Genomic DNA, 20,769 nt, shown 5'->3' with positions numbered 1-20,769 from the left:
GCCGCGTCGCGGAGGCTGCGCACGGGCCGCGACACCGCGTCTCCCGCGGGCGTATTCCGGTGCTAGCCGCCCACGCAGCCCGGCCCCAGCAGCGCCTTGAGATCTCCCATCAGCGCCGGCGAGGGTGTCACCCGCAGTGACGGGTCCAGCTCCAGCGTGGTGACTCGGTCCCCGCTGACCAGCCGCAGATGCACCTGCGCCGTGCCGGGATGGCGCGTCAGCACCTGTTTGAGCGCATTCACCTTGTCGATCGTGCACTGGCGCGTAGGTAAATTGACCGCCAGCGGGCGATTCGTCTGGACTTTCGAAAAGTCCGGGACGACAAGCTCGGTGGCGATCAGCACTGTCCGGTCGTCACGAGCCGACACCCTCGCGTTGACCACCACGACCGCATCATCGATGATGTCAGCCCCGTACGCGGAATAGGTCTGTGGGAAAAACATGACCTCGATAGCGCCGGTGAGATCCTCTAATTGCGCTGATGCCCAAGGCATTCCGTTTTTGTTGACTCGCCGGTTCACCGACGCCAGGATCCCGCCCACCGTCACCGGAGTGTCATTGGGTACATCACCGTCGAGAATCGCCGGGATGGCGGTGTCGGTCTGAGTCGCCAGCAGATGTGCGACGCCGTTGAGCGGATGACCGGACACGTACAGGCCCAGCATCTCACGCTCCAGCGCCAGCTTGTGCTTGTCATCCCACTCTTCGTCGGGCACCTTGATGCTAAACACTTTGTCCGTGACGGTATCCGGCCCGCCGAACAAGTCGAACTGGCCCATCGCCTCAGCTTTTTTGGTGCCCAGTACCGAGTCCACTGCGTCGCTGTGCACCAGAAACAAGCCTTTGCGGGGGTGCCCCAGCGAGTCGAAAGCGCCGGCCTTGATCAGCGACTCGGTGACCTTCTTGTTACAGGCCGAGATGTCGATCTTGTTGAGATAGTCGGAGAAGTCGGTGAATTTGCCTTTCTCGGTCCGCGTCTTGATCAGGGACGCAACGACATTGGCACCCACGTTGCGCACGGCGCCGAGGCCGTAGCGGATGTCGGTGCCGACCGAGGCGAACGTCAACCCGGATTCGTTGACATCGGGTGGCAACACTGTGATACCCAACTTGCGGCAGTCCGCCAGATAGACTGCTGCTTTATCCTTGTCGTCGCCGACCGAGGTCAACAGCCCCGCCATGTATTCGGCCGGATAGTTGGCCTTCAGATACGCGGTCCAGTACGAGACCATGGCATACCCGGCGGCGTGCGATTTGTTGAACGCGTAGTCAGCGAACGGCAGAATGGTATCCCACAACACTTTGATCGCACCCGGCGAAAAACCGTTGTCCCGCATGCCCGCCGCGAAGTTCTCGTATTCGGCGGCCAGCACATCGGCTTTTTTCTTGCCCATGGCTTTACGCAGAATGTCGGCTTGGGCCAGTGAATATCCCGCGACCTTCTGCGCGATGCGCATGATCTGTTCTTGGTAGACGATCAGCCCATAGGTCTCGGCGAGGATCTCCTCCAACGGTTCAGCAAGCTCGGGGTGGATGGGGGTAATGGGCTGGCGCCCGTTCTTGCGGTCAGCGTAGTCATTGTGCGCGTTCATCCCCATCGGGCCCGGGCGGTACAACGCGATGACGGCGACGACGTCATCGAACCCATTGGGCTGCATGCGCCGCAGCAGATCACGCATCGGCCCGCCGTCGAGTTGGAAAACACCCAGCGTCTCGCCCCGGGACAGCAACTCGTAGGTGAGCTTATCGTCGAGGGGCACTGATTCCAGGTCGAGGTCGATGCCCCTGTTGGCTTTGATGTTCTCGATCGCGTCGCCGATGATGGTGAGGTTGCGCAGCCCGAGGAAGTCCATCTTCAACAGGCCGATGGCCTCACAGGAGGGGTAATCCCAGCCGGTGATGATGGCGCCGTCCTGGGGACGCTTCCACAGCGGGATGGCTTCGGTCAGCGGCTCACTGCTCATGATGACCGCGCACGCGTGGACACCCGCGTTACGGATCATCCCCTCCAGGCCACGGGCGGTCTGGTAGATGGTGCGCACATCGGGATCGGTTTCGATGAGGCTACGGACTTCAGCGGCTTCCTTGTAGCGCTCATGGGTGGGGTCGGTGATTCCCGACAGCGGAATGTCTTTGGCCATGATTGGCGGGGGCAGCGCCTTGGTGATCCGGTCAGCAATGGCAAAACCCGGCTGCCCGAAGTGAATCCGGGCCGCATCCTTGAGCGCCGCTTTAGTTTTGATGGTGCCGAATGTGATGACTTGGGCGACCCGGTCATGGCCCCACTTTTCTGCGGCGTAACGCACCATTTCACCGCGGCGCCGGTCGTCGAAGTCGATGTCGATATCGGGCATCGAGGTGCGTTCGGGGTTGAGGAAACGCTCGAAAAGCAGACCATGCGGGATCGGATCGATATCGGTGATGCCCAGGGCGTAGGACACCAGCGAACCCGCGGCCGAACCTCGGCCAGGGCCCACCCGGATCCCCACCGACCGGGCGTGGTTGACCAGGTCGGCAACGATCAGGAAATAGGAGGGGAACCCCTTGGCGCAGATGACGTCGATCTCGTAGGCGGCGCGTTCGGCGTAGCCGGGCGGCAGGCCGTTCGGGAACCGTCGGCGCAGGCCGGCGTCCACCTCGTGGCGCAGCCAGGAGGCCTGGTCGTGTCCCGCGGGCACCGGGAACACCGGCATGCGGTCCCGCGGTGTCCACACGTCGGCGTAGGAGCCCACCCGTTCGGCGATCACCAGGGTGGTGTCGCAGGCGCCGGGGACGACATCATCCCAGATCGCCCGCATCTCGGCGGCCGACTTCAAGTAGTAGCCGTCACCGTCGAACTTGAACCGATTCGGGTCCGACAGCGTCTTGCCGGTCTGCACGCACAGCAGTGCTTCGTGGTTGTGTGCGGCGTCCCGGGTCACATAGTGGCAGTCGTTGGTGGCCAGCGGCGGGATACCGAGGGCGCGGCCGATGTCGAGCAGCCCGTCACGCACCCGCCGTTCGATCGTCAGCCCGTGATCCATCAATTCGAGGAAATAGTTGTCGGCCCCGAAGATCTCCCGCCATTTGGCGGCGGACTCGAGCGCCTCGCGGTACTGACCCAGCCGCAGCCGGGTCTGCACCTCCCCGGATGGGCAGCCGGTGGTGGCGATGATGCCCTCGGCGTGCTGGGCGATGAGTTCGGCGTCCATCCGCGACCACTTGCTCAACTGGCCCTCGAAGGAGGCCAGCGAGGACAGCTTGAACAGGTTGCGCAGCCCGGTCGCGTTCTCCGCGATCATCGTCAGGTGGGTGTAGGCGCCGCCGCCGGACACGTCGTCGGCCTTCTGGCTGGGGTCTCCCCAGAAAACCCGACGGGTGTCGAAGCGCGAGCCGGGCGCGACATAGGCCTCGACCCCGATGATCGGCTTGATCCCGGTGCGGGTGGTGGCGCTATAGAACTCGCTGGCGCCGAACAGGTTTCCGTGATCGGTCATCCCGATGGCGGGCATTTCCAGCCGCTGCGCCTCCGCGAGCATCGGGGTGATCTTCGCAGCACCGTCGAGCATCGAGTACTCGGTGTGGTTATGCAGGTGCACGAAGGACCGCGAAGAAGAACCGCTCATCGCAGGCCAGTCTAGGGCCGCCCGCCGACGTGTCTCGGCGTGTCGCCGAATGTGTCTCAACGCCCGGTGCCTTGCTCATCCCGGCGGAGCCAGGCATCACCGATCTTCGGCCGGATCGGTGGCCATGCGGCGATCGAGGTCGTCGTCGAGGACGTCTCCGCGCGGGTACTTGCCGACGAGCAGCTGGCAGGCTTGTTCTCGGATGCGCCCGGCACTTCGGGCTCCTCGGCGCGAGCACCAACAGCACGTGAAGCGCCCCGCGGACGGCGCTTCGATCGCCGCGCCCGCCGGCGGCAGGTGTCTTTTCGGGTTGACGGTGTGACGGCGATGACGATCAACGCGGCACCAAACCGGCATTGGCGTCACAATGCGTGCGTGCCTCGAACGTTTGACGATCTGGTGGCGGAGGCCGACAGCGTACCCGTCGAGGGCTGGGATTTCTCCTGGTTGGACGGCCGCGCGACCGAGGAACGCCCGTCGTGGGGCTACCAACGGCTGCTGAGCCGACGGTTGGCGGGCGTGTCGGCCGCGCTGGATATCCAGACCGGTGGCGGGGAGGTGTTGTCCGGCGCGACGACGTTCCCGCCGACGATGGCGGCCACCGAGTCGTACCCGCCCAACGCCGCGCTGGCCACCAAGCGCTTGCACCCGCGCGGTGTGGTGGTGGTCGCAACCCGGGACGAGCCGCCGTTACCGTTCGCCGACGAGGCGTTCGACCTGGTCACCAGCCGGCACCCGGTCACCGTGTGGTGGAGCGAGATCGCCCGCGTGCTGCGCCCGGGCGGCACCTATTTCGCCCAGCATGTCGGACCCGCCACGGTGCTCGAGCTGGTCGAGTACTTCATGGGACCGCAGCCGCAGCGGCGCACCGAGCATCACCCAGACGTCGAGACAGCGCAGGCAAGAGCCGCCGGGCTGCAGGTCGTGGATCTGCGCATGGAGCGGCTACGCGTGGAATTCTTCGACATCGGCGCGGTGGTCTACTTTCTGCGCAAGGTGATCTGGACGGTGCCGGACTTCACCGTCGACGCCTATCGTGAGCGGCTGCGTGAACTGCATGAGCGCATCACCACCGACGGACCCTTTGTCACCCACTCCACGCGAGTCCTCATCGAAGCCCGCAAGCCGTAGGGCCACGCTCGACACCGGTGATCACCCTTCGGCGCGCAGCACGTCGAGGGCATGCTGGAGGTCAGGCGGGTAGGGACTGACGATTTCCATGCCCCGCCCGTTCACCGGGTGCGTGAACGACAGCGACCGGGCATGCAGCCATTGGCGTTGTAGCCCGAGCTTTTGCGCCAGCTTCGGGTCGGCACCATAGGTCAAGTCGCCGCAGCAGGGGTGACGCAACGCGGCGAAATGGACCCGGATCTGATGGGTGCGGCCGGTTTCCAGGTGCACGTCAAGCAGGCTGGCGGCGACGAAGGCTTCCAGGGTGTCGTAGTGGGTGAGGCTGTGTCTGCCGTGTTTGGTCACCGCGAACTTCCACTCGTGGCCGCGGTGCCGGCCGATCGGGGCGTCGATGGTTCCGCTGGAGGGATCCGGGTGCCCCTGCACCAGCGCGTGGTAGCGCTTATCCACGGTGCGCTGCTTGAACGCCCGCTTGAGCACGGTGTAGGCACGGTCGGAGATCGCCACCACCATCACCCCCGAGGTGCCCACATCGAGACGATGCACGATCCCCTGCCGCTCGTGCACCCCGGACGTGGTGATCCGGTAACCGGCGGCCGCGAGCCCGCCGAGCACCGTCGGGCCGGTCCAGCCGACCGACGCGTGCGCCGCCACGCCGGCGGGTTTGTCGACCGCGACGATGTCGTCATCGGAGTACAGGATCGTCATGCCCTCGATATCGACCGGCTTGTTCTCCGGCGGCGGCGGCGTTTCGGGCAGCCGCACCTGCAACCAGGCGCCGGGTCTTAGCCGATCCGACTTGCCGGCCGGCACTCCATCAAGTTCCACACCCCCGTCCTCGGCCAGCGCGGCGGCCGTGGTTCTCGACACACCCAGCAGGCGCGCCAGGCCCGCATCGACGCGCATCCCCGCCAACCCTTCAGGAACGGGCAGCACACGCTCAGCCATCAGCGCGGCTCGGCCGGTTCCGCCGGGGACCCCTCCCGGCCGCGCGTACGTCGGCCGACGGTGTCAAAGTCGAAGCCCAACAGCGACAACGTGACGAGCAGGATGGCCCCACCCACCACTGACGGGTCGGCGACATTGAACACCGGCCACCACCCGATCGACAGGAAGTCCACGACATGTCCGCGCAGCGGACCGGGTGAGCGGAAGAACCGGTCCACCAGATTGCCCATGGCCCCACCCAGAATCATCCCCAGACCGATCGCCCACCACGGCGACACCAGCCGTCGTCCCATCCAGACGATGCCGAAGACGACGGCGCTGGCGATCAACGTCAGCACCCAGGTGTAACCGGTCGCCATCGAGAACGCGGCCCCGGAATTGCGCACCAACGTCCAGGTGACGGTGTCGCCGATGATTGGCACCGGCTGGCCAGGGGTCAGCAGGGCGACGGCAAGCACCTTGGTGACGATGTCGAGCACCAGCACGACCGCTGCAACCGACAGCAGGAGGCGCAATCGGCGCGGCGGCACAGGGGCGGCGCCATCCCCGGCCTCCTGGGCCTCAGTCACCGATTCAGTCGATCGTGTTGGTTCCTCAGGCACATCTCCATCATCCCTTACCTCGCGCGGGGGCATGATCGCAGCATGGACCGTCTGACCGTGATCAGCACCGGCGGCACGATCGCCAGCAGCACCGATGCTGACGGGATACGACGGCCCACCCGGGGCGGTGCGGAGCTCGCCGCGGGCCTGGATGTCGATGTCGTGGACCTGATGTCGCTGGACAGCTCCCAGCTGACACCCGCCGATTGGGACCGCATCCGCACGGCGATGCAGACCGCGGTCGATAGCGGAGCCGGCGGCGTGGTGATCACCCACGGCACCGACACCCTGGAAGAGACGGCACTGTGGCTGGAGCTGACGTATCGCGGTGCCGCGCCGGTGGTGATCACCGGTGCGCTGCGCAGCGCCGACGCGCCCGACACCGACGGTCCGACCAATCTGCGTGATGCGGTGGCGGTGGCGGGCAACGCCTCCGCGCGCGAGGCGGGGGTCCTGGTGTGTTTCGCAGGCCGGGTCTTGCAGCCGTTAGGGCTGCGGAAGATGGGCACCCGCACCGGTTTCGCGGCCGACGTGCTCGGCACCGTCGACAACGGTGTACTCACCCTGACTCACCCCAAAACCAGACCGTATATGGGCGAGCTGAGCGCTGCCGCGGCACCTCGGGTCGATATCGTCGCGGTCTACCCGGGAAGCGATGCGGTGGCATTGGATGCCTGCGTGGCCGCGGGTGCGCGCGGCATTGTGCTGGAGGCGCTGGGATCGGGTAACGCCGGAGCCGCGGTGATTGAGGGGGTGCGCCGTCATTGCCGCGCGGGGGTGGTGATCGCGGTGTCCACGCGGGTCGTGGGCGCACGGGTCGGCGCCGGGTATGGCCCCGGCCGCGATTTGGTCAATGCGGGCGCGGTGATGGTGCCGCGGCTGGGCCCGCCGCAGGCCCGGGTGCTGCTGATGGCGGCGCTGGCGGCGCAGCTACCGCCCGGCGAGGTCCTCGACCGGTGGGGCTGATGCCGACTGCTCCGCCCGCAGAGCGGTGACATAGTCCGGCCAGTCCAGGCTGTCGACCGGGTTGGCCCTGGTGATCTCGCGGCTGTCGGCGGGAAAGGTGCGCACCGGTCCCGGCCCCGAGCTGCGGGTCTCGAACCGGATGGTGACCACGCCGTGGCCGGCGCCCTGCACCCAGCCGTGCCCGAAGTCGGGGTGGGCGATGTCATCGCCCACCCGCCACCGCGCGGTGTCGCCCACCGCACCGGCCACGGCCTGCGGCGCCCCGACGGTTCGGCGGGCCTCCGGGGTCTCCGGCACCAGCTCCAGGTCGGGGAACAAGGGCTGTTGCCACACCTCGGTCAACCCGGAAAATCCCACCCCGAGCAGCCGGACCGGCCCGATCTGCCGCGGGTCCAACAGCAGCCGCCGGGCCACCCACACCAGTGTGGCCGCATCGACGGTGGCGAACGGCAGCGTCGCCGAGCGGGTCAGGATACCCATATCAGCTTTTTTCACCTTCACGGTGACTGTGCGGGCGCCCCGGCCGTCGCGCAGCAGCCGCTGATGCGCGTGTTCGGCGATCGGGCCGACTGCTTCCCGCAGCTGCTCGATCGTGGTCAGGTCGCTCGCGAAAGTGGACTCCGCGCTGATCTGCTTGGCTTCGGCGCGCTCCACGACCGGGCGGTCGTCGATCCCCTGGGCCAGCCGGTGCAGCGCGGGACCGGTCGTCGCCCCCAGGATGCTGGCCGCCTCGGTGTCGGTGAGCGCGGCCAGCTCTCCGACCGTCTCGATGCCGAGCCGGTGCAGTTTTTCCTCGGCAACCGGGCCGATACCCCAGAGCCGTCGCACCGGCAGCCGGGCGAGCAGTTGCCGCTCCTCGGAGCGCCGGATCACCCGAACACCGTCGGGTTTGGCCAATCCCGACGCGATCTTGGCGATCTGCTTGCCGGAGCCGGCGCCGACCGAGGCCACCAGGCCGGTCTCCTCGCGCACCCGCTGGCGCAGGATCTCACAGAACAGCTCGGCGTCCTCGGCTGACGCGCCGGCCAGCTGGGCCGGTTCCCCGAACGCCTCATCGTAGGAGAGCTGCTCGACGAGGGGCACCAGGCTTCGGACGGTGTCGAACACCCGCCGGCTGGCCACGCCGTACACCACGCCGCGGGGCGGCAGCACGACAGCGTGGATCCCGACCAGCCGGCGCGCCTGGTGCATGGGCATGGCCGATCGGGCGCCGAACGCGCGCGCTTCATAGCTGGCGCCGGCCACCACGCCGCGGCCGCCCAGACCGCCCACCAGCACCGGCCGTCCTTGCAGGGTGGGACGGGTGAGCTGCTCGACGGAGGCGAAAAACGCATCCATGTCCAGGTGCAGCACCCATCGGGCATCCACACGCCAATGCTATTGATATAGCGTCGGAAACTGTGACGATGAACCTCTGTCACCGGTTGTGTTGCAGTTCGGGTTACTGGGCGAGGGTGGTACGCGACCGGCTGGTGCCGTGGGTTCTCGCCGACGTGGACTTGGGCGACAGCACACTGGAGATCGGCCCCGGCTACGGCGCCAACATGGGCGCCCTCCTCGACAAGACACCGCGTCTGACAGCCGTAGAGATCGACGGGCCGATGGCGCGGCAGTTGCAGGCCGCCTACGGGCACCGCGCTCGCGTCATCCACGGCGACGGCACCGACACCGGTCTTCCCGCTGACGAATTCAGCTCGGTGGTGTGCTTTACGATGCTGCACCACGTCCCGACGGCGCGGCTGCAAGACAAACTGTTCGTCGAGGCGTTTCGGGTACTGGCCCCCGGCGGGGTGTTCGCCGGCAGCGACAGCGTCGACTCCCGGTGGTTCCGGATCGCGCATTTTCGCGATACCTGCAACCCGGTCTCGCCTACCACGCTTCCAGAGCGCTTGCGCCAGGCCGGGTTTCACAACGTCCACGTCGATGTGAAAGGCAGCAACCAACGATGGCGCGCGGTGAAACCCTAGTACATGAAAGTACGACGACTGACGAATCGGCCCAGGAAACGCATAGGAAGGCGTCAACGGGTTAAGCCTTAGCGATGCGGACACGGACGCCGTCGCCGATCGCGACGGCGTCCGGCGGCGGCTCCGCGAATTCGAAACTGGTGGCAAGGATTTCGCGAGCAATCATGTCGCGGTGGGTGCGCGCCCAATCTGCTCGCTCAGCGGGCACCGCCATCACCACACTGATCCGGTCCGACACGTCGAGCCCGGCCGACTTGCGCAGTTCCTGCAGTTCGCGGATGCGGTCCTTGGCCCAACCCTCGGCTTCCAGTTCAGGGGTCACCGTGCCGTCCAGCACAACCAAGCCGTCGCCTCCGGGCAGCGCGGCCGTGTATTCCGGATCAGCGGCAACCAGGCGGGAACTGAACTCGTCGGGTTGCAACACAGCCGGACCCGCGGTCAGCGTGCCGTCCGGGTTCACCACACCCTCACCCGCCTTGACCGCCTTGATGGCCGCCTGCACATCTTTACCCAGCCGCGGCCCGGCGACTCGCGCGTTCACAGTGAGCTCGAAGCGGCCGTAGGTGGCGATTGCGTCGGTGAGTTCGACTGTCTTGACGTTAAGTTCATCGGCGATCAACTCCGTGAACGGCTCCAGGCGTCGTGGATTCTCCACCGCCACCGTCAGTTTGGGAAGTGGCAGCCGCACGCGCAGCTTGTGCGCCTTGCGCAGCGATGACGCCACCGAGCACACCTCGCGGACCTGATCCATCGCCGCGGCCAATTCCGTATCGGCGGGCACATCGTCGGCGGCCGGCCAGTCGGTCAGGTGTACCGACCGTTGGCCGGTGATACCACGCCAGATGATCTCGGTGATCAGCGGCAGCAGCGGCGCGGCCAGCCGTGCGGTCACCTCCAGCACGGTGTGCAACGTGTCGATGGCGTCGGCGTCTTCGTCCCAAAACCGCTGGCGGGAGCGTCGCACATACCAATTCGTCAGTGCTTCGGTGAACCGGCGCAGCTGCTCGCAGGCACCCGAGATATCGCACACGTCCAAATCAGCTGTGAGGCCCTGGCGCAGTGCGGCGAGCTTGGCCAGGATATAGCGGTCCAGCACATGCGGGGAGTCAGTCCGCCAAGTACCGACTTGTGGTGCATACAAAACCAAAAAGCTGTAGGTGTTCCACAGCGGCAGCAGCACCTGCCGCACCGCCTCGCGAATACCCTGCTCGGTGACGATCAGGTTCCCGCCGCGCAGGATTGGGGAGGACATCAAAAACCAGCGCATAGCGTCCGATCCGTCCCGGTCGAACACCTCGGTCACGTCGGGATAGTTGCGGCGCGACTTGCTCATCTTTTGTCCGTCGTAACCCAGCACAATCCCGTGGGCCACACAGGTTTTGAATGCCGGACGGTCGAACAACGCGGTGGCCAGCACGTGCAGGGTGTAAAACCAGCCTCGAGTCTGCCCGATGTATTCGACGATGAAGTCCCCCGGGTAGTGGTGGTGGAACCAGTCGCGGTTCTCAAACGGGTAATGCACCTGCGCATAGGGCATCGACCCGGAATCGAACCACACGTCGAACACATCCGGGATGCGCCGCATCGTCGACTGCCCGGTGGGATCGTCGGGGTTGGGCCGGGTGAGTTCGTCGATGTAGGGTCGGTGCAGATTATCGGGACGCACCCCGAAATCACGCTCGAGTTCGTCGAGGCTGCCGTAGACGTCGATGCGCGGATAAGCCGGGTCGTCGGATACCCACACCGGAATGGGAGTGCCCCAGTATCGGTTTCGCGAGATCGACCAGTCGCGTGCACCCTCCAGCCACTTACCGAACTGCCCGTCTTTGACATGCTCGGGATACCAGGTGATCTGCCGGTTCAGCTCGACCATACGGTCCCGGAATGCGCTGACCTTCACAAACCATGAGGACACCGCCCGGTAGATCAGCGGGTTGCGGCACCGCCAGCAGTGCGGGTAGGGGTGCTCGTAGGTTTCCTGGCGCAGCAGCACCGCGCCGTTGGCTGCGGCCGCTCCGCTGCCGTTCTTCAAGTCGCGGATGATATTCGGGTTAGCCTCGAAAACGTGCTGGCCCTGATAGTCGGGCACGGTGGCGTCGAAGCGGCCGGTGCAGTCCACGGGTGTGACCGGAACAATGCCGGCCGCATCGGCGGTCTCCATGTCGTCCTCGCCGTACGCCGGCGCTAAGTGCACGATACCGGTGCCGTCCTCCGTCGTGACGAAACCACCCGCCAGTACCTGAAAGGCGTTGGCAGAGTTCATGAAATACGGAAACGGCGGCAGGTAGCGCAGGCCCACCAGGTCAGCGCCGCGGTAAGTTCCCAAGATCTGGGGATGCTGCCCGAGCTCGCGGGTATAGGCGCTCAGCCGGGCCTGGGCCAGGACGAAACGCCGCTGCCCTGCCCGCAGGTGCACGTAGGTGACGTCAGGGTTGACGGCAACCGCCTGATTCGACGGCAACGTCCAGGGTGTCGTCGTCCACACCAACAGATACGCACCGGCCACTTCGCCGTCGAGCACGCGGAAACCGACCGTGATCGCCGGATCTTGGCGATTTTGGTAGACGTCGTCGTCCATCCGCAGTTCGTGGTTGGACAACGGGGTTTCATCGCGCCAGCAGTACGGCAACACCCGGTAGCCCTCATAGGCAAGACCCTTGTCCCACAATTGTTTGAACGCCCAGATCACCGACTCCATGTAGGAGAGATCCAGCGTCTTGTAGTCGTTGTCGAAGTCGACCCAGCGGGCCTGGCGAGTCACATAAGCGCGCCACTCGTCGGTGTAGCGCAGCACCGCCTCCCGGCACACCGCGTTGAACGCGGCGATGCCCATCGCGTCGATCTGGGATTTGTCGGTAATCCCGAGCTGTTGCTCGGCTTCGATTTCGGCGGGCAGGCCGTGGGTGTCCCAGCCGAAGCGGCGCTCCACCTGGTAGCCGCGCATGGTGCGGTAACGCGGCACGATGTCCTTCACGTAGCCGGTCAGCAGGTGCCCATAGTGCGGCAGGCCGTTGGCGAACGGCGGGCCGTCGTAGAACACATACTCCGGGGCACCGGCACGCCGCCTGATGCTGGCGCGGAAGGTGTCATCGCGGGCCCAGTACTCGAGCACCTCGAGTTCCAGCGCCGGGAAATCGGGTGCCCCGCCGGCCAGCTTCGGGTAGGTGTGCGCGGCCACTGTGTCGTCTCCTGTGCCAACTGCCGGGCCCGGGGACGACGACGCGCCGGTGCGCGAGCGCCGCGGTACCACCCCGCTTGCCGCGCGTGCACGCGGCCGCTCAATTGAGGGCTGTGACGGGCCTACCCGTTCGGGTCTACTGGGCCTGGCTGGCTGTTCTTCCGAAGGCTCCCCGGTGATGGCCGGATCGACGCCGTTGTGCCAATTCTACGGGCAGCCACCGCCCCACGCCCGCCGGCCCGGACCGGTGCGCCGATATCGTCCACACCCCAGCTATGCCCACGGGTTCTGCGGCGATCTCGGTGCGGGGGCTCCGCCGGTGGTCAAGCGCGCACCGACCGGCGATGTTGACACCCGCCTCGGCGAGCACGCAGCCGCCCCCGTCAGCGCGAAGCGCACCGCTCGCCGCGGCGTTTTCCCGGCACGGGTCGCCGTTGGTGAAATCCCCTCAGCGAGGGTCACCGTCGCCGAGTGCGGTGCGCAGCGTGATCAGCCCAGCCACGCCAAGGGGTTGCCACACGGCAGCACGACGGCTGCCGTGTGGCAACCCCTTGGACGTCTGATCACTCAACGCGCCGGCGGGGAGCGGTGACTCGGCGGTCATCAAGCCAAGACCTCTAGCACGCCCACGCGCAGCAGGGCGGCGTAGAGCTGGCGCAGCGGGATGCACAACAACCACGCGGCACCTTCCACCAGCGGGTCTCCTCCGACACCAAACGGCTGGGTGTCGCGCCGCTTGACCACTTTCTTCGGCGCTGCCGCCGACTCCGGCGCCGGAACGGCCCTGAGCTGCGGTGCACGGGCAGCAGGGGCGGGCACTCTCGTGTCTACGTCGTCCCACAGAACAGCAGTCATGGTTGCCTCCTCTACACGGAAATCAATCGGACACTGACGTGACTGACTGTTCCGCCCCGTAAACGGTTCCCGGCGCCAGGCAGACCGCCTGGCCGTTGAGGCAACTCGCGTGTGTGCTAGCCCCGTCTAGCTGGAAACGCCGTGCCGGAGACCGGATCGGGACGAAACCAGGCCCGGATATCGACCCGGACTAGAACTGGAACTCATTAGTCCCTCACCTCCTCGCAGCACCAGTGCGGCAACCCGCACAACGTCCCAGCACGCAAAGGAGCACAGAATCCGGCAAGAGCCGAAGACCGCACCCCACTCGTCAGAGCTTCGACACCACACGCCGTATCCGGAAACCCGGAAGCCACTTGGGCTCAACCCTTAAGCCGGGAGGAGCTGTCCTGACCCTGGGCGTCTCTCGACGTTCGGGGTCAGTGGCCTATATCCGTGTGGCCGCCTCGCCTAACGAGGTGCTACCTCTCCGATGATGCACGAACAACGTGAGCAGGTCAATTTAGTCCCGGTCGATGTCGCTGATTCTTTACGGATTCATGACCTCTACCCAGGTCGCCACAGGCCCTGTGGTCGACGCGGGACTACGCGGGACTACGCGGGACTAGATGAGTTCGTAGTCGGCCAGGTCTGGGCGAGCCATGGCCTCCTGGAAACGGGTGAAACTCCAGGGCCAGGCCACCGGCACCCCGCGGTCATCGAGGTACCAACTGCGGCACCCGGTCACCCACACCGTTTTGCGAGCTGCTTCCACCCGCTCGGCCTCGAAACGGGACGTGGCGTGGTGGCTGGCGCTGATCTGGGAATACCGGCCGCGCGCCAACAGCTCGATGAGCTGTATGAGATAGCCGAACTGGGCCTCGGCGACATCGATCAGCGAGAAGTTCCCCACCGGGCCGTTGGGCCCGTTGAGCATGAACAGGTTGGGAAAATCGGGCACTGACACCGACAAGTACGCGTAGGGACGCGGCGTCCACATCTCGTCGAGGCAGACACCTGCGCGCCCCCTGACCTGCATCGGCCGCAGGAAGCGATCCACCTGGAAGCCGGTGGCCAGCACCAGCACGTCGAGCCGATGCAGCACGCCGTCGGCGGTGCGCACCCCCTCGGGCTCGACGCGCTCGATGGGCTCGGTGATCAGATGGGCGTTGGGCCGCTGGATGGCCTGGTAGAAGTTCGCCGAGATGATCAACCGCTTGCAGCCGGCCCGGTAGTCCGGACGCAGTTTCTCGCGCAGCCCGGGATCGGTGACACTGTCCTCCAGATTGGCGCGGGCGGCGTTTTCCAGCTTTTTCAACGCTGCCGAATCGGCGTCGACGACCGCGTTGGCGAAGCTTTGGATGAAGCCGGCGTTGAGTTCGGTGCGCAGCGCGGTCAGCGCCGACGGGTCGGCCCGGTAGCGGGCCCGGTCGGCTTCCGGGATGGGGGGGTTGTCCACCGGCAAAATCCACTGCGGAGTGCGTTGAAACAGAAAGAACTCAGCGACGACGTCGGTGACCGCGCCGGTGATCTGCACCGCCGATGACCCGGTGCCGATCACCCCCAGCCGCGCGCCGGCCAGGGGCACACTGTGGTCCCAGCGGGCGCTGTGGAACACGCGGCCGGCGAACTCGTCAAGCCCGTCGATGTCGGGATAACGCGGGTGATGCAGGACACCCGTGGCGGCGATCACCACATCGGCCGCGTCCTGTTCACCGGTCGAGGTCGTCACGCGCCAGCGAGTTCCGTCGTGGTCCAGGCGGCAGACTTCCTGGCCGTAGCGGATCAATCGATCGACACCGTGACGGCGCGCGACGGCCTCGAAGTAGGCCAGAATCTCCGGGCCCGGCGCAAACGTGTGGCTCCACTCCGGGTTGGGGGCGAACGTGTAGGTGTACAGGTGCGACGGTACGTCGCAGGAGATGCCGGGGTAGGTGTTCTCGCGCCAGGTGCCGCCGAGGCGGTCGGCCTTCTCGTAGACGGTGATGTCACTGAAACCCGCCTCGCGCAGCTTGATGGCGCTCAGTATTCCCGCCATCCCGGCCCCGATGACGACGAAACGCACCTCAGTCCCTCCGGGGTCGTAACCCATTGAGCGCCAGCGAGACGACGAAGTCTGCGACTTCGGCGGCCGAGACGCCGTCGTCGGTGTTCAACCGGCGGTGGGCCAGCTGACCGATCAGCGCCGCCAGCGTGTAGGCCACCATCCGCGGCGGAGCGGCCACTACCTCACCGCGTTCCTGGGCGGCGGTGATGAAACTTTCAATATCGTCGATAAAACGCTCATAGATGCCGCCGAGGTGCTTTTCGAAGCGATCGCCGAGCGCATAAGCGTCCCGAAACAGCAGTTTGACGGTCGCCTTGTCCGCTTCGAAGAACTCGAACGTGGCCCGCACCGCGGTGCGAAACAACGCCTCCGCGCTGCCGGCTGGTTCGTCGAGCGCGGCCAGCGCCGCGGCCAGATGAGTGCGCAGCGCCTCTTCTTCGCCGGCCATCAACGCGTGAAACAACTCGTCTTTGGAGTCGAAATACCAGTAAATCAACCCGTAGGCGAGGCCGGCTTCTTTGGCGATGTCGGCGATGGTGGTGGCGTGAAAACCCTTGCGCGCGAACACCTCTTTGGCCGCACCCATAATCTGGTCACGACGCAGAGACTTGTCTTCGTCGCTGACCGCGCGACGCCGCCGGGCCGGCGCGGTCATCGGTCCACCAGGTGTTCGAGACGCCCGACCGCGTCGATGAACTCTTCGACCATGTCCAGCACCACCGATCGGACCGGCCGCACCTTGTCCAGTGAGCCGACAACCTGCCCGACGAAGTAGGTGGCCAGTTCGCGGGCCTTGGCGCCGGGCTGGCTGGCGGCCTGGTTGATGCGCAGCTGCGGTTCGGCCACCAGCGCGCTTTGCAGCGGCATACCCAGCGGGCCGGGACTGTCGGGGCGCTCCCACTCGTCGGTCCAGGCGGTGCGCAGCATCCGGGCCGGCTTGCCGGTCAGGGAGCGCGACCGCACGGTGTCCGACGAGGTGGCGGCCAGGAACTTCTCCTTGACCACCGGGGGGGTCTCGGCTTCCTCGGTGGTCAGCCACACCGACCCGCACCACACGCCTTCGGCGCCCAGCGCCAGGGCCGCCGCGATCTGGCGGCCGCGCGCGATTCCGCCCGCGGCCAGAACCGGTATCGGCGACACCGCATCGACAACCTCGGGAACCAGCACCATCGTCGCCACCTCCCCGGTGTGACCACCGGCCTCGGTGCCTTGCGCGACGATCAAGTCCACGCCGGCGGCGGCGTGCCGCAGCGCATGCTGCCGGGTGCCGGCCAGGGCGGCCACCAGCACGTCGTGGTCATGGGCGCGTTCGACCAGGTCGGGTGGCGGGGGGCCGAGCGCGCTGGCGATCAGCCGGATGTCGTGGGCGAAGGCGACGTCGAGCAGCGGCTCGTACCCCTTCGGGGAAATGTTCAGCCCGGCGGTGGGCGGCAACAACCTCTCGTCGCTGGGCGTTGCGATCCCGTACCGGCCCAGCATGTCCTCGACGAACGCCCGGTGCTCCTGGGGCAACAGCGCCCGCACCTGTTTGGCGTCGATACCCCCCTGCTCGGCACCCACATATTTGGGCGGCAACAGCAGATCGACACCGTAAGGCTTGCCGCCGGTCTGCTGCTCGATCCAGTCCAGTTCGGTCTGCAGGCGCTCGGGACTGTGCGCGACGGCGCCGAGAATCCCGAAGCCGCCGGCATGAGACACCGCGGCCACCACGTCCCGGCAGTGGCTGAAGGCGCAGATCGGGAACTCCACCCCGAGCAGTTCGGCGACTTTTGTTCGCATCGATTCGACGCTACGAGTTATTGATTGACCTGTCAATCGAATCAGGTAGGGTGCGGACCATGGCGCTGACCGAGAAACAGCAGCACGAACGCCGCCAAGCCGTGCGCGACCTGATGCCCACGACGCCGTTTCTCGCCGGTCTCGGCATCGTTTTCGAGCGGTACGAGCCCGACGATGTCACCCTACGGCTGCCGTTTCGCGAAGACCTCACCAACGACGGCACGTATTTTCACGGCGGGGTGATCGCCTCGGTGATGGACACCGCCGGCGCCGCGGCAGCCTGGTCCAACCACGACTTCGACAAGGGCATGCGGGCCTCCACCGTCGCCATGAGCATTCAGTACACCGGCGCCGCCAAACGCTGTGACCTGCTCTGCCACGCCCGCACCGTCCGGCGCCGCAAGGAGCTCACCTTCACCGAGATCACCGCGACCGACGCCGAGGGCACAGTGGTCGCGCATGCCGTGCAGACCTATCGCATCGTGTGAGGGCGCCGCGGGTCACCCGCCGCCGGCTCACGCAGGCCACCGGCCGCCGAAGGCGCAGCGGGGGCCCAACGCAAATGACGTGGTGCCGGGTTGCCGGCAGCTCCGCGACGGTCGCCGCCGAGTCGCTCACACCGGTGCTCGCCCGTCGGGCGGCCAGCTTTCGACGCCGTCCTCCAACGGCACCTCGAGGCTGTGCAGGATCGAGGCGATCATCCGCCAGGCGCCGATGGCGGTCACCAGCTCGATGAGCACCGCTCGGTCGCTGAGTTCGCGTGCGCAGGCCGCCCAGCTCTCGGCGCTCACCGCGCCGTCGCGCACCACATCGTCGGTGGCGGCCAGCACCGCGCGTTCGACCGGGCCGAAACCGCGGTATGCCCGCCAGTCGCGCACGCCGAGCAGATCCTCGGCCGACACACCCAGGCCCAGCGCGACACGCCAATGCTGGGTCCACTCGTAGTCGGAGGCGGTCAGCCAGCCGATGCGCATGATGACCAACTCGCGCAGCCGCGAGTCAAGAGCGCCGTGCCAGAGCATGGTGGCCAGCAGGTCGTTGACGGCACGGGCCAGGCTCGGGTGGTTCAGCAGCACCTGGAAGATGGCCAGCTCGGCCATGTAGTTCGGTACCCCCGCCTCATCGGCGGCGGCCTTGGCCTCGTCGACCGGCAGGCGCGGCACCCGGGCTTGTCTGATCGGTGGGGTCATGGTGTGAGCACTCCGTGGACCGGCGGGACATCGTCGCGCTCACCAGCCATGCTGGCGAGCAGCTCCTCGGCATCGTCAAGCCGAACGCAGCGCCGCGGCAGGCTCTCGAACGGGTAGCGTCCCGATGCCAGCAACTCCAGTGCCGCCCGGTAGGCGGTGACGTCCACACCAAGGGCGCCAAGGATACGCAGCTCCTTGAGCACCACCATGTCGGGCGAGAACCCCGGAGCGCCAACGCCGAAGCCCCGGGTACCCGCGACGACGACGGTCCCGGCGGGACGGGCCAGACCGATTGCCTGCGCGAATGCTGTTGGCGCCTTTGAGGTGACATCGATGACGATGTCAGCCAGCCCGCCGGTCGCAGTCGTCAGCGCGCCAATCGGGTCGTCGTGCGCAACATCGACGACGAGATCGGCGCCGAACTTGCCGGCCAGCGCCAGTCGGTCGGTGTCACGGGGACCCACGCCGGTCACCATCACGAACCCGGCGCCGGCCTCTTTGGCCGCCGCGGCAGCACACAGCCCGCGGATACCCGGCCCGAGCACCGCGACAACGTCTCCTCTGCTGGTACCGGGAACTGTTGCCCCCCAGCGGATCCCGGCACCGAGTGGATTGAACAACGTGGCCACTGTCGCGTCGAGCGCGTCGGGCACCCGCAGCACCATCGAGTCGGGGGCCAGGTACTGGTACTCGGCGTAACCACCCCACAGGCTGGGCGCGCGGTCCACGGGGATGAAACCATACATGTCGGCAAGGCCGTGACGCTCACAGCGCCGGTATTCTCCCGCAAGGCAATTCGCGCATTCGCGACACGACTGGAATACCTCGACCGCCACCCGGTCACCGACGGTCACACCCCACCGCTGCGCTGCGCGGTCGCCGATGGCGTCGATGACCCCGACCGTCTCGTGGCCGGGGACAAACGCGAAACCGCCGGTGAGTTCTCCGGTGTACTGCTCATGGTCGGTCCCGCACAGTCCGCAGGCCGCCACCCGCACCAGCGCATCGTCGTCACCGACCGGCGGCAGCGGAAACTCCCGGACCACCAGCCGCCGTGGCGCCTCCAGCACCAAGGCCCGCGCCACCGCTCGCGACATACCCGCACCCTACGGAGTTGTTGACTGATGAGTCAATCTCGAAAATGGGCGAGCCGGTCCGCCGACAGCCGCCGTGCCCGTTTCACCGTGTCCTTCGCCGCGTGTGGCACAAAGCCCCCCGCAGTGCATAGGCCCGCTGCGCCGATGAGAGCACCATGAGAGCACCGTTGCGCCGACGCCCGAGGTGTAATGCCAGCCCGGGACGCCGGTCATTTCTGTCGCGGCCGGGGCCGCCGGTGTGCGTCAGCGGATGCCCAACACCCACGACCACGTCCGCGTCCGTCTCAGCAAGCGCGGCACGAGTTCGTCGATCGGAGTCTTCCGATCGGGCTTGTACCGCCCCGGGCGGTGCTTTCGCTGCGGCCCGGGGCGGCACCGCGGACCACAGCCACCCGTTGCGCCGGCCCCGGCCGGAGCCGGCGGTGCCGGAGCCGGCGGCCATATCGGCCAGGTTGAAAGCCGTTGTCACGCGGTCGGAAACGAGTCGCCTTACCGGCAGCGTACGGCCCTTGCCACCAAACCGATAGGTTGTTTGACTGATTGATCAGATAGTATCGTGGTGCGCCGGGAGGTGGTGCTCACGACAGTCTCGACGGTTATCGACGGCGAAGATTCCGCGCGTGCTGCCAGCAGCACGCGGGAGCGTATTATGCGCGCGACCGTCGAGTGTTTCCGCGAGTACGGCTATGAAAAGTCGTCGATGAAAAAGATTTCCGCCCGGGCCGGGGTGTCTCAGGCATTGCTGCACTATCACTTCGACACCAAGGCGAAACTGTTCGAATCGACGATGGCGAACCTGGCCCAGACGTTGTTCGCCGCGGCCGCAGCCAAGCTGCCGCACGGAAAATCGCTGCGGGAAAGCCTTTCAGAGGCGGCTGATCTGCTCTACACGCTGTTCATCAACAACCTCGATGCGGTCACATTCATGGTTGAATTCGCCGCGGCGGCCAACCACAACGAGTTTTTGCGCGCCGCATACATAAGCTATCGCGACACCCAGCGTCAGGAACTTGCTAATATGCTGCGCGGTATCGCCGGTGATCGGGCACCGGCCAGCCTGATCAACGAAACCGTTCATTTGGTCGAGACCGGGCTGCTCGGCATGTCGATGCAGCGCCCGTTCGTTTCCGACGAGCCCAGCTTCCGGGCGGATTTCGACGCCTATTTTCAGACGGTCACTTTGCGCTTCATCGACAAACTTGAATCGGCGTCGGGGATGAATGCTGCACCATTGTGACGAGCGTGCCGGGGTCACAGACATCAGATCGGGGTTGGCCACGGCACCCGGTTGCCAGTTCTCCCTAATTTTAAAGGGGCGGCTGTGATTTCATCCTCATGGGCAGGCGCGCGGATGCATTGGCTCTGATCTGGGCCTCAGGCGTCCCGGCTGAAACCGCACTCAGGTCGGTCGGTAAGCGGCTCTGG

16 protein-coding genes, 1 pseudogene and 1 riboswitch are annotated in these 20,769 nt (G+C 66.5%); of the genes and pseudogenes, 6 read left to right on the top strand and 11 right to left on the bottom strand.

The window, feature by feature from the left end; translation table 11 throughout:
- Nucleotides 1-62 precede the first annotated feature (62 nt).
- Nucleotides 63-3,605: a DNA polymerase III subunit alpha gene (gene dnaE, locus G6N08_RS14715; RefSeq protein WP_163758455.1), complete on the bottom strand. Its 3,543-nt coding sequence runs from the start codon at nucleotides 3,603-3,605 to the stop codon at nucleotides 63-65.
- Between the two features lie 66 nt (nucleotides 3,606-3,671).
- Between dnaE and G6N08_RS21355 the strand changes: the two are divergent.
- Nucleotides 3,672-3,806, top strand: a pseudogene (locus G6N08_RS21355) (hypothetical protein); the annotation flags it as partial.
- A gap of 174 nt (nucleotides 3,807-3,980) precedes the next feature.
- Nucleotides 3,981-4,736 (top strand): class I SAM-dependent methyltransferase, encoded by a 756-nt coding sequence (locus G6N08_RS14710; protein WP_163758454.1) that lies wholly within the window; start codon nucleotides 3,981-3,983, stop codon nucleotides 4,734-4,736.
- A gap of 21 nt (nucleotides 4,737-4,757) precedes the next feature.
- Here G6N08_RS14710 and G6N08_RS14705 read toward each other — a convergent pair whose 3' ends face one another.
- Together G6N08_RS14705 and lspA are read right to left on the bottom strand one after the other, a co-directional pair.
- Nucleotides 4,758-5,684 carry an RluA family pseudouridine synthase gene (locus tag G6N08_RS14705; RefSeq protein WP_163758449.1) on the bottom strand — a complete coding sequence of 309 codons (927 nt, stop codon included), beginning with the start codon at nucleotides 5,682-5,684 and terminating at the stop codon, nucleotides 4,758-4,760.
- The gene (gene lspA, locus G6N08_RS14700) at nucleotides 5,684-6,286 is read right to left on the bottom strand and encodes a signal peptidase II (protein ID WP_163758446.1); all 603 of its coding nucleotides are present in this window, start codon (nucleotides 6,284-6,286) and stop codon (nucleotides 5,684-5,686) included. Before lspA ends, G6N08_RS14705 begins: the two co-directional genes overlap by 1 nt.
- 42 nt (nucleotides 6,287-6,328) lie before the next feature.
- Here lspA and G6N08_RS14695 point away from each other — a divergent pair, with 42 nt between their 5' ends.
- On the top strand, nucleotides 6,329-7,252 hold the full coding sequence (locus G6N08_RS14695) for an asparaginase (protein WP_163758444.1): 924 nt from the start codon (nucleotides 6,329-6,331) through the stop codon (nucleotides 7,250-7,252).
- Here G6N08_RS14695 and G6N08_RS14690 read toward each other — a convergent pair.
- Nucleotides 7,217-8,620 (bottom strand): DNA polymerase IV, encoded by a 1,404-nt coding sequence (locus tag G6N08_RS14690; RefSeq protein ID WP_443093844.1) that lies wholly within the window; start codon nucleotides 8,618-8,620, stop codon nucleotides 7,217-7,219. The genes G6N08_RS14695 and G6N08_RS14690 overlap by 36 nt on opposite strands.
- A 32-nt stretch (nucleotides 8,621-8,652) precedes the next feature.
- On the opposite strand from G6N08_RS14690, the gene G6N08_RS14685 reads away from it, so the two are divergent.
- Nucleotides 8,653-9,219 carry a class I SAM-dependent methyltransferase gene (locus G6N08_RS14685; RefSeq protein WP_170301285.1) on the top strand — a complete coding sequence of 189 codons (567 nt, stop codon included), beginning with the start codon at nucleotides 8,653-8,655 and terminating at the stop codon, nucleotides 9,217-9,219.
- A 61-nt stretch (nucleotides 9,220-9,280) separates the two neighbouring features.
- Here G6N08_RS14685 and ileS read toward each other — a convergent pair whose 3' ends face one another.
- The 5 genes from ileS to G6N08_RS14660 all read right to left on the bottom strand — a co-directional run bounded on the left by ileS (nucleotide 9,281) and on the right by G6N08_RS14660 (nucleotide 17,057).
- Nucleotides 9,281-12,397, bottom strand: coding sequence for an isoleucine--tRNA ligase (ileS, locus tag G6N08_RS14680; RefSeq protein ID WP_163758442.1), 3,117 nt, complete (start codon nucleotides 12,395-12,397; stop codon nucleotides 9,281-9,283).
- A gap of 603 nt (nucleotides 12,398-13,000) precedes the next feature.
- Nucleotides 13,001-13,252: an Rv1535 family protein gene (locus G6N08_RS14675; protein ID WP_163758440.1), complete on the bottom strand. Its 252-nt coding sequence runs from the start codon at nucleotides 13,250-13,252 to the stop codon at nucleotides 13,001-13,003.
- A gap of 295 nt (nucleotides 13,253-13,547) precedes the next feature.
- A riboswitch (M-box (ykoK) riboswitch) is annotated at nucleotides 13,548-13,717 on the bottom strand.
- A 139-nt stretch (nucleotides 13,718-13,856) separates the two neighbouring features.
- On the bottom strand, nucleotides 13,857-15,323 hold the full coding sequence (locus G6N08_RS14670) for a flavin-containing monooxygenase (protein ID WP_163758438.1): 1,467 nt from the start codon (nucleotides 15,321-15,323) through the stop codon (nucleotides 13,857-13,859).
- Nucleotides 15,298-15,933, bottom strand: a complete 636-nt coding sequence (locus tag G6N08_RS14665; protein ID WP_163758436.1) for a TetR/AcrR family transcriptional regulator — start codon at nucleotides 15,931-15,933, stop codon at nucleotides 15,298-15,300. The genes G6N08_RS14670 and G6N08_RS14665 overlap by 26 nt, the downstream gene beginning before the upstream one ends.
- Nucleotides 15,930-17,057 carry an NAD(P)H-dependent flavin oxidoreductase gene (locus G6N08_RS14660; protein WP_163758434.1) on the bottom strand — a complete coding sequence of 376 codons (1,128 nt, stop codon included), beginning with the start codon at nucleotides 17,055-17,057 and terminating at the stop codon, nucleotides 15,930-15,932. Before G6N08_RS14660 ends, G6N08_RS14665 begins: the two co-directional genes overlap by 4 nt.
- A gap of 59 nt (nucleotides 17,058-17,116) precedes the next feature.
- Between G6N08_RS14660 and G6N08_RS14655 the strand changes: the two genes are divergently transcribed.
- Nucleotides 17,117-17,545, top strand: a complete 429-nt coding sequence (locus G6N08_RS14655) for a PaaI family thioesterase (protein ID WP_163758432.1) — start codon at nucleotides 17,117-17,119, stop codon at nucleotides 17,543-17,545.
- Nucleotides 17,546-17,671: 126 nt separating this feature from the next.
- On the opposite strand, the gene G6N08_RS14650 is transcribed toward G6N08_RS14655, so the two are convergent.
- On the bottom strand, nucleotides 17,672-18,247 hold the full coding sequence (locus G6N08_RS14650; protein WP_371869033.1) for a carboxymuconolactone decarboxylase family protein: 576 nt from the start codon (nucleotides 18,245-18,247) through the stop codon (nucleotides 17,672-17,674).
- Entirely contained in the window at nucleotides 18,244-19,344 is a 1,101-nt protein-coding gene (locus tag G6N08_RS14645; RefSeq protein WP_163758430.1) for a zinc-dependent alcohol dehydrogenase, read from the bottom strand. The genes G6N08_RS14650 and G6N08_RS14645 overlap by 4 nt, the downstream gene beginning before the upstream one ends.
- Before the next feature lie 556 nt (nucleotides 19,345-19,900).
- Here G6N08_RS14645 and G6N08_RS14640 point away from each other — a divergent pair.
- Nucleotides 19,901-20,581, top strand: a complete 681-nt coding sequence (locus tag G6N08_RS14640; RefSeq protein ID WP_246216767.1) for a TetR/AcrR family transcriptional regulator — start codon at nucleotides 19,901-19,903, stop codon at nucleotides 20,579-20,581.
- Nucleotides 20,582-20,769 lie beyond the last annotated feature (188 nt).

Origin of the sequence: Mycobacterium botniense (genome assembly GCF_010723305.1) — a bacterium.
GTDB lineage: Bacteria > Actinomycetota > Actinomycetes > Mycobacteriales > Mycobacteriaceae > Mycobacterium > Mycobacterium botniense.
This window is presented reverse-complemented; position numbering and strand designations above follow the sequence as displayed.

Coding starts and splice junctions, on each gene's coding strand:
- G6N08_RS14655 (WP_163758432.1), top strand. CDS start 17,117: ATGGCGCTGACCGAGAAACAGCAGCACGAACGCCGCCAAGCCGTGCGC.
- G6N08_RS14705 (WP_163758449.1), bottom strand. CDS start 5,684: ATGGCTGAGCGTGTGCTGCCCGTTCCTGAAGGGTTGGCGGGGATGCGC.
- dnaE (WP_163758455.1), bottom strand. CDS start 3,605: ATGAGCGGTTCTTCTTCGCGGTCCTTCGTGCACCTGCATAACCACACC.
- G6N08_RS14650 (WP_371869033.1), bottom strand. CDS start 18,247: ATGACCCCACCGATCAGACAAGCCCGGGTGCCGCGCCTGCCGGTCGAC.
- G6N08_RS14670 (WP_163758438.1), bottom strand. CDS start 15,323: ATGGGTTACGACCCCGGAGGGACTGAGGTGCGTTTCGTCGTCATCGGG.
- G6N08_RS14675 (WP_163758440.1), bottom strand. CDS start 13,252: ATGACTGCTGTTCTGTGGGACGACGTAGACACGAGAGTGCCCGCCCCT.
- G6N08_RS14665 (WP_163758436.1), bottom strand. CDS start 15,933: ATGACCGCGCCGGCCCGGCGGCGTCGCGCGGTCAGCGACGAAGACAAG.
- G6N08_RS14645 (WP_163758430.1), bottom strand. CDS start 19,344: ATGTCGCGAGCGGTGGCGCGGGCCTTGGTGCTGGAGGCGCCACGGCGG.
- G6N08_RS14660 (WP_163758434.1), bottom strand. CDS start 17,057: ATGCGAACAAAAGTCGCCGAACTGCTCGGGGTGGAGTTCCCGATCTGC.
- G6N08_RS14695 (WP_163758444.1), top strand. CDS start 6,329: ATGGACCGTCTGACCGTGATCAGCACCGGCGGCACGATCGCCAGCAGC.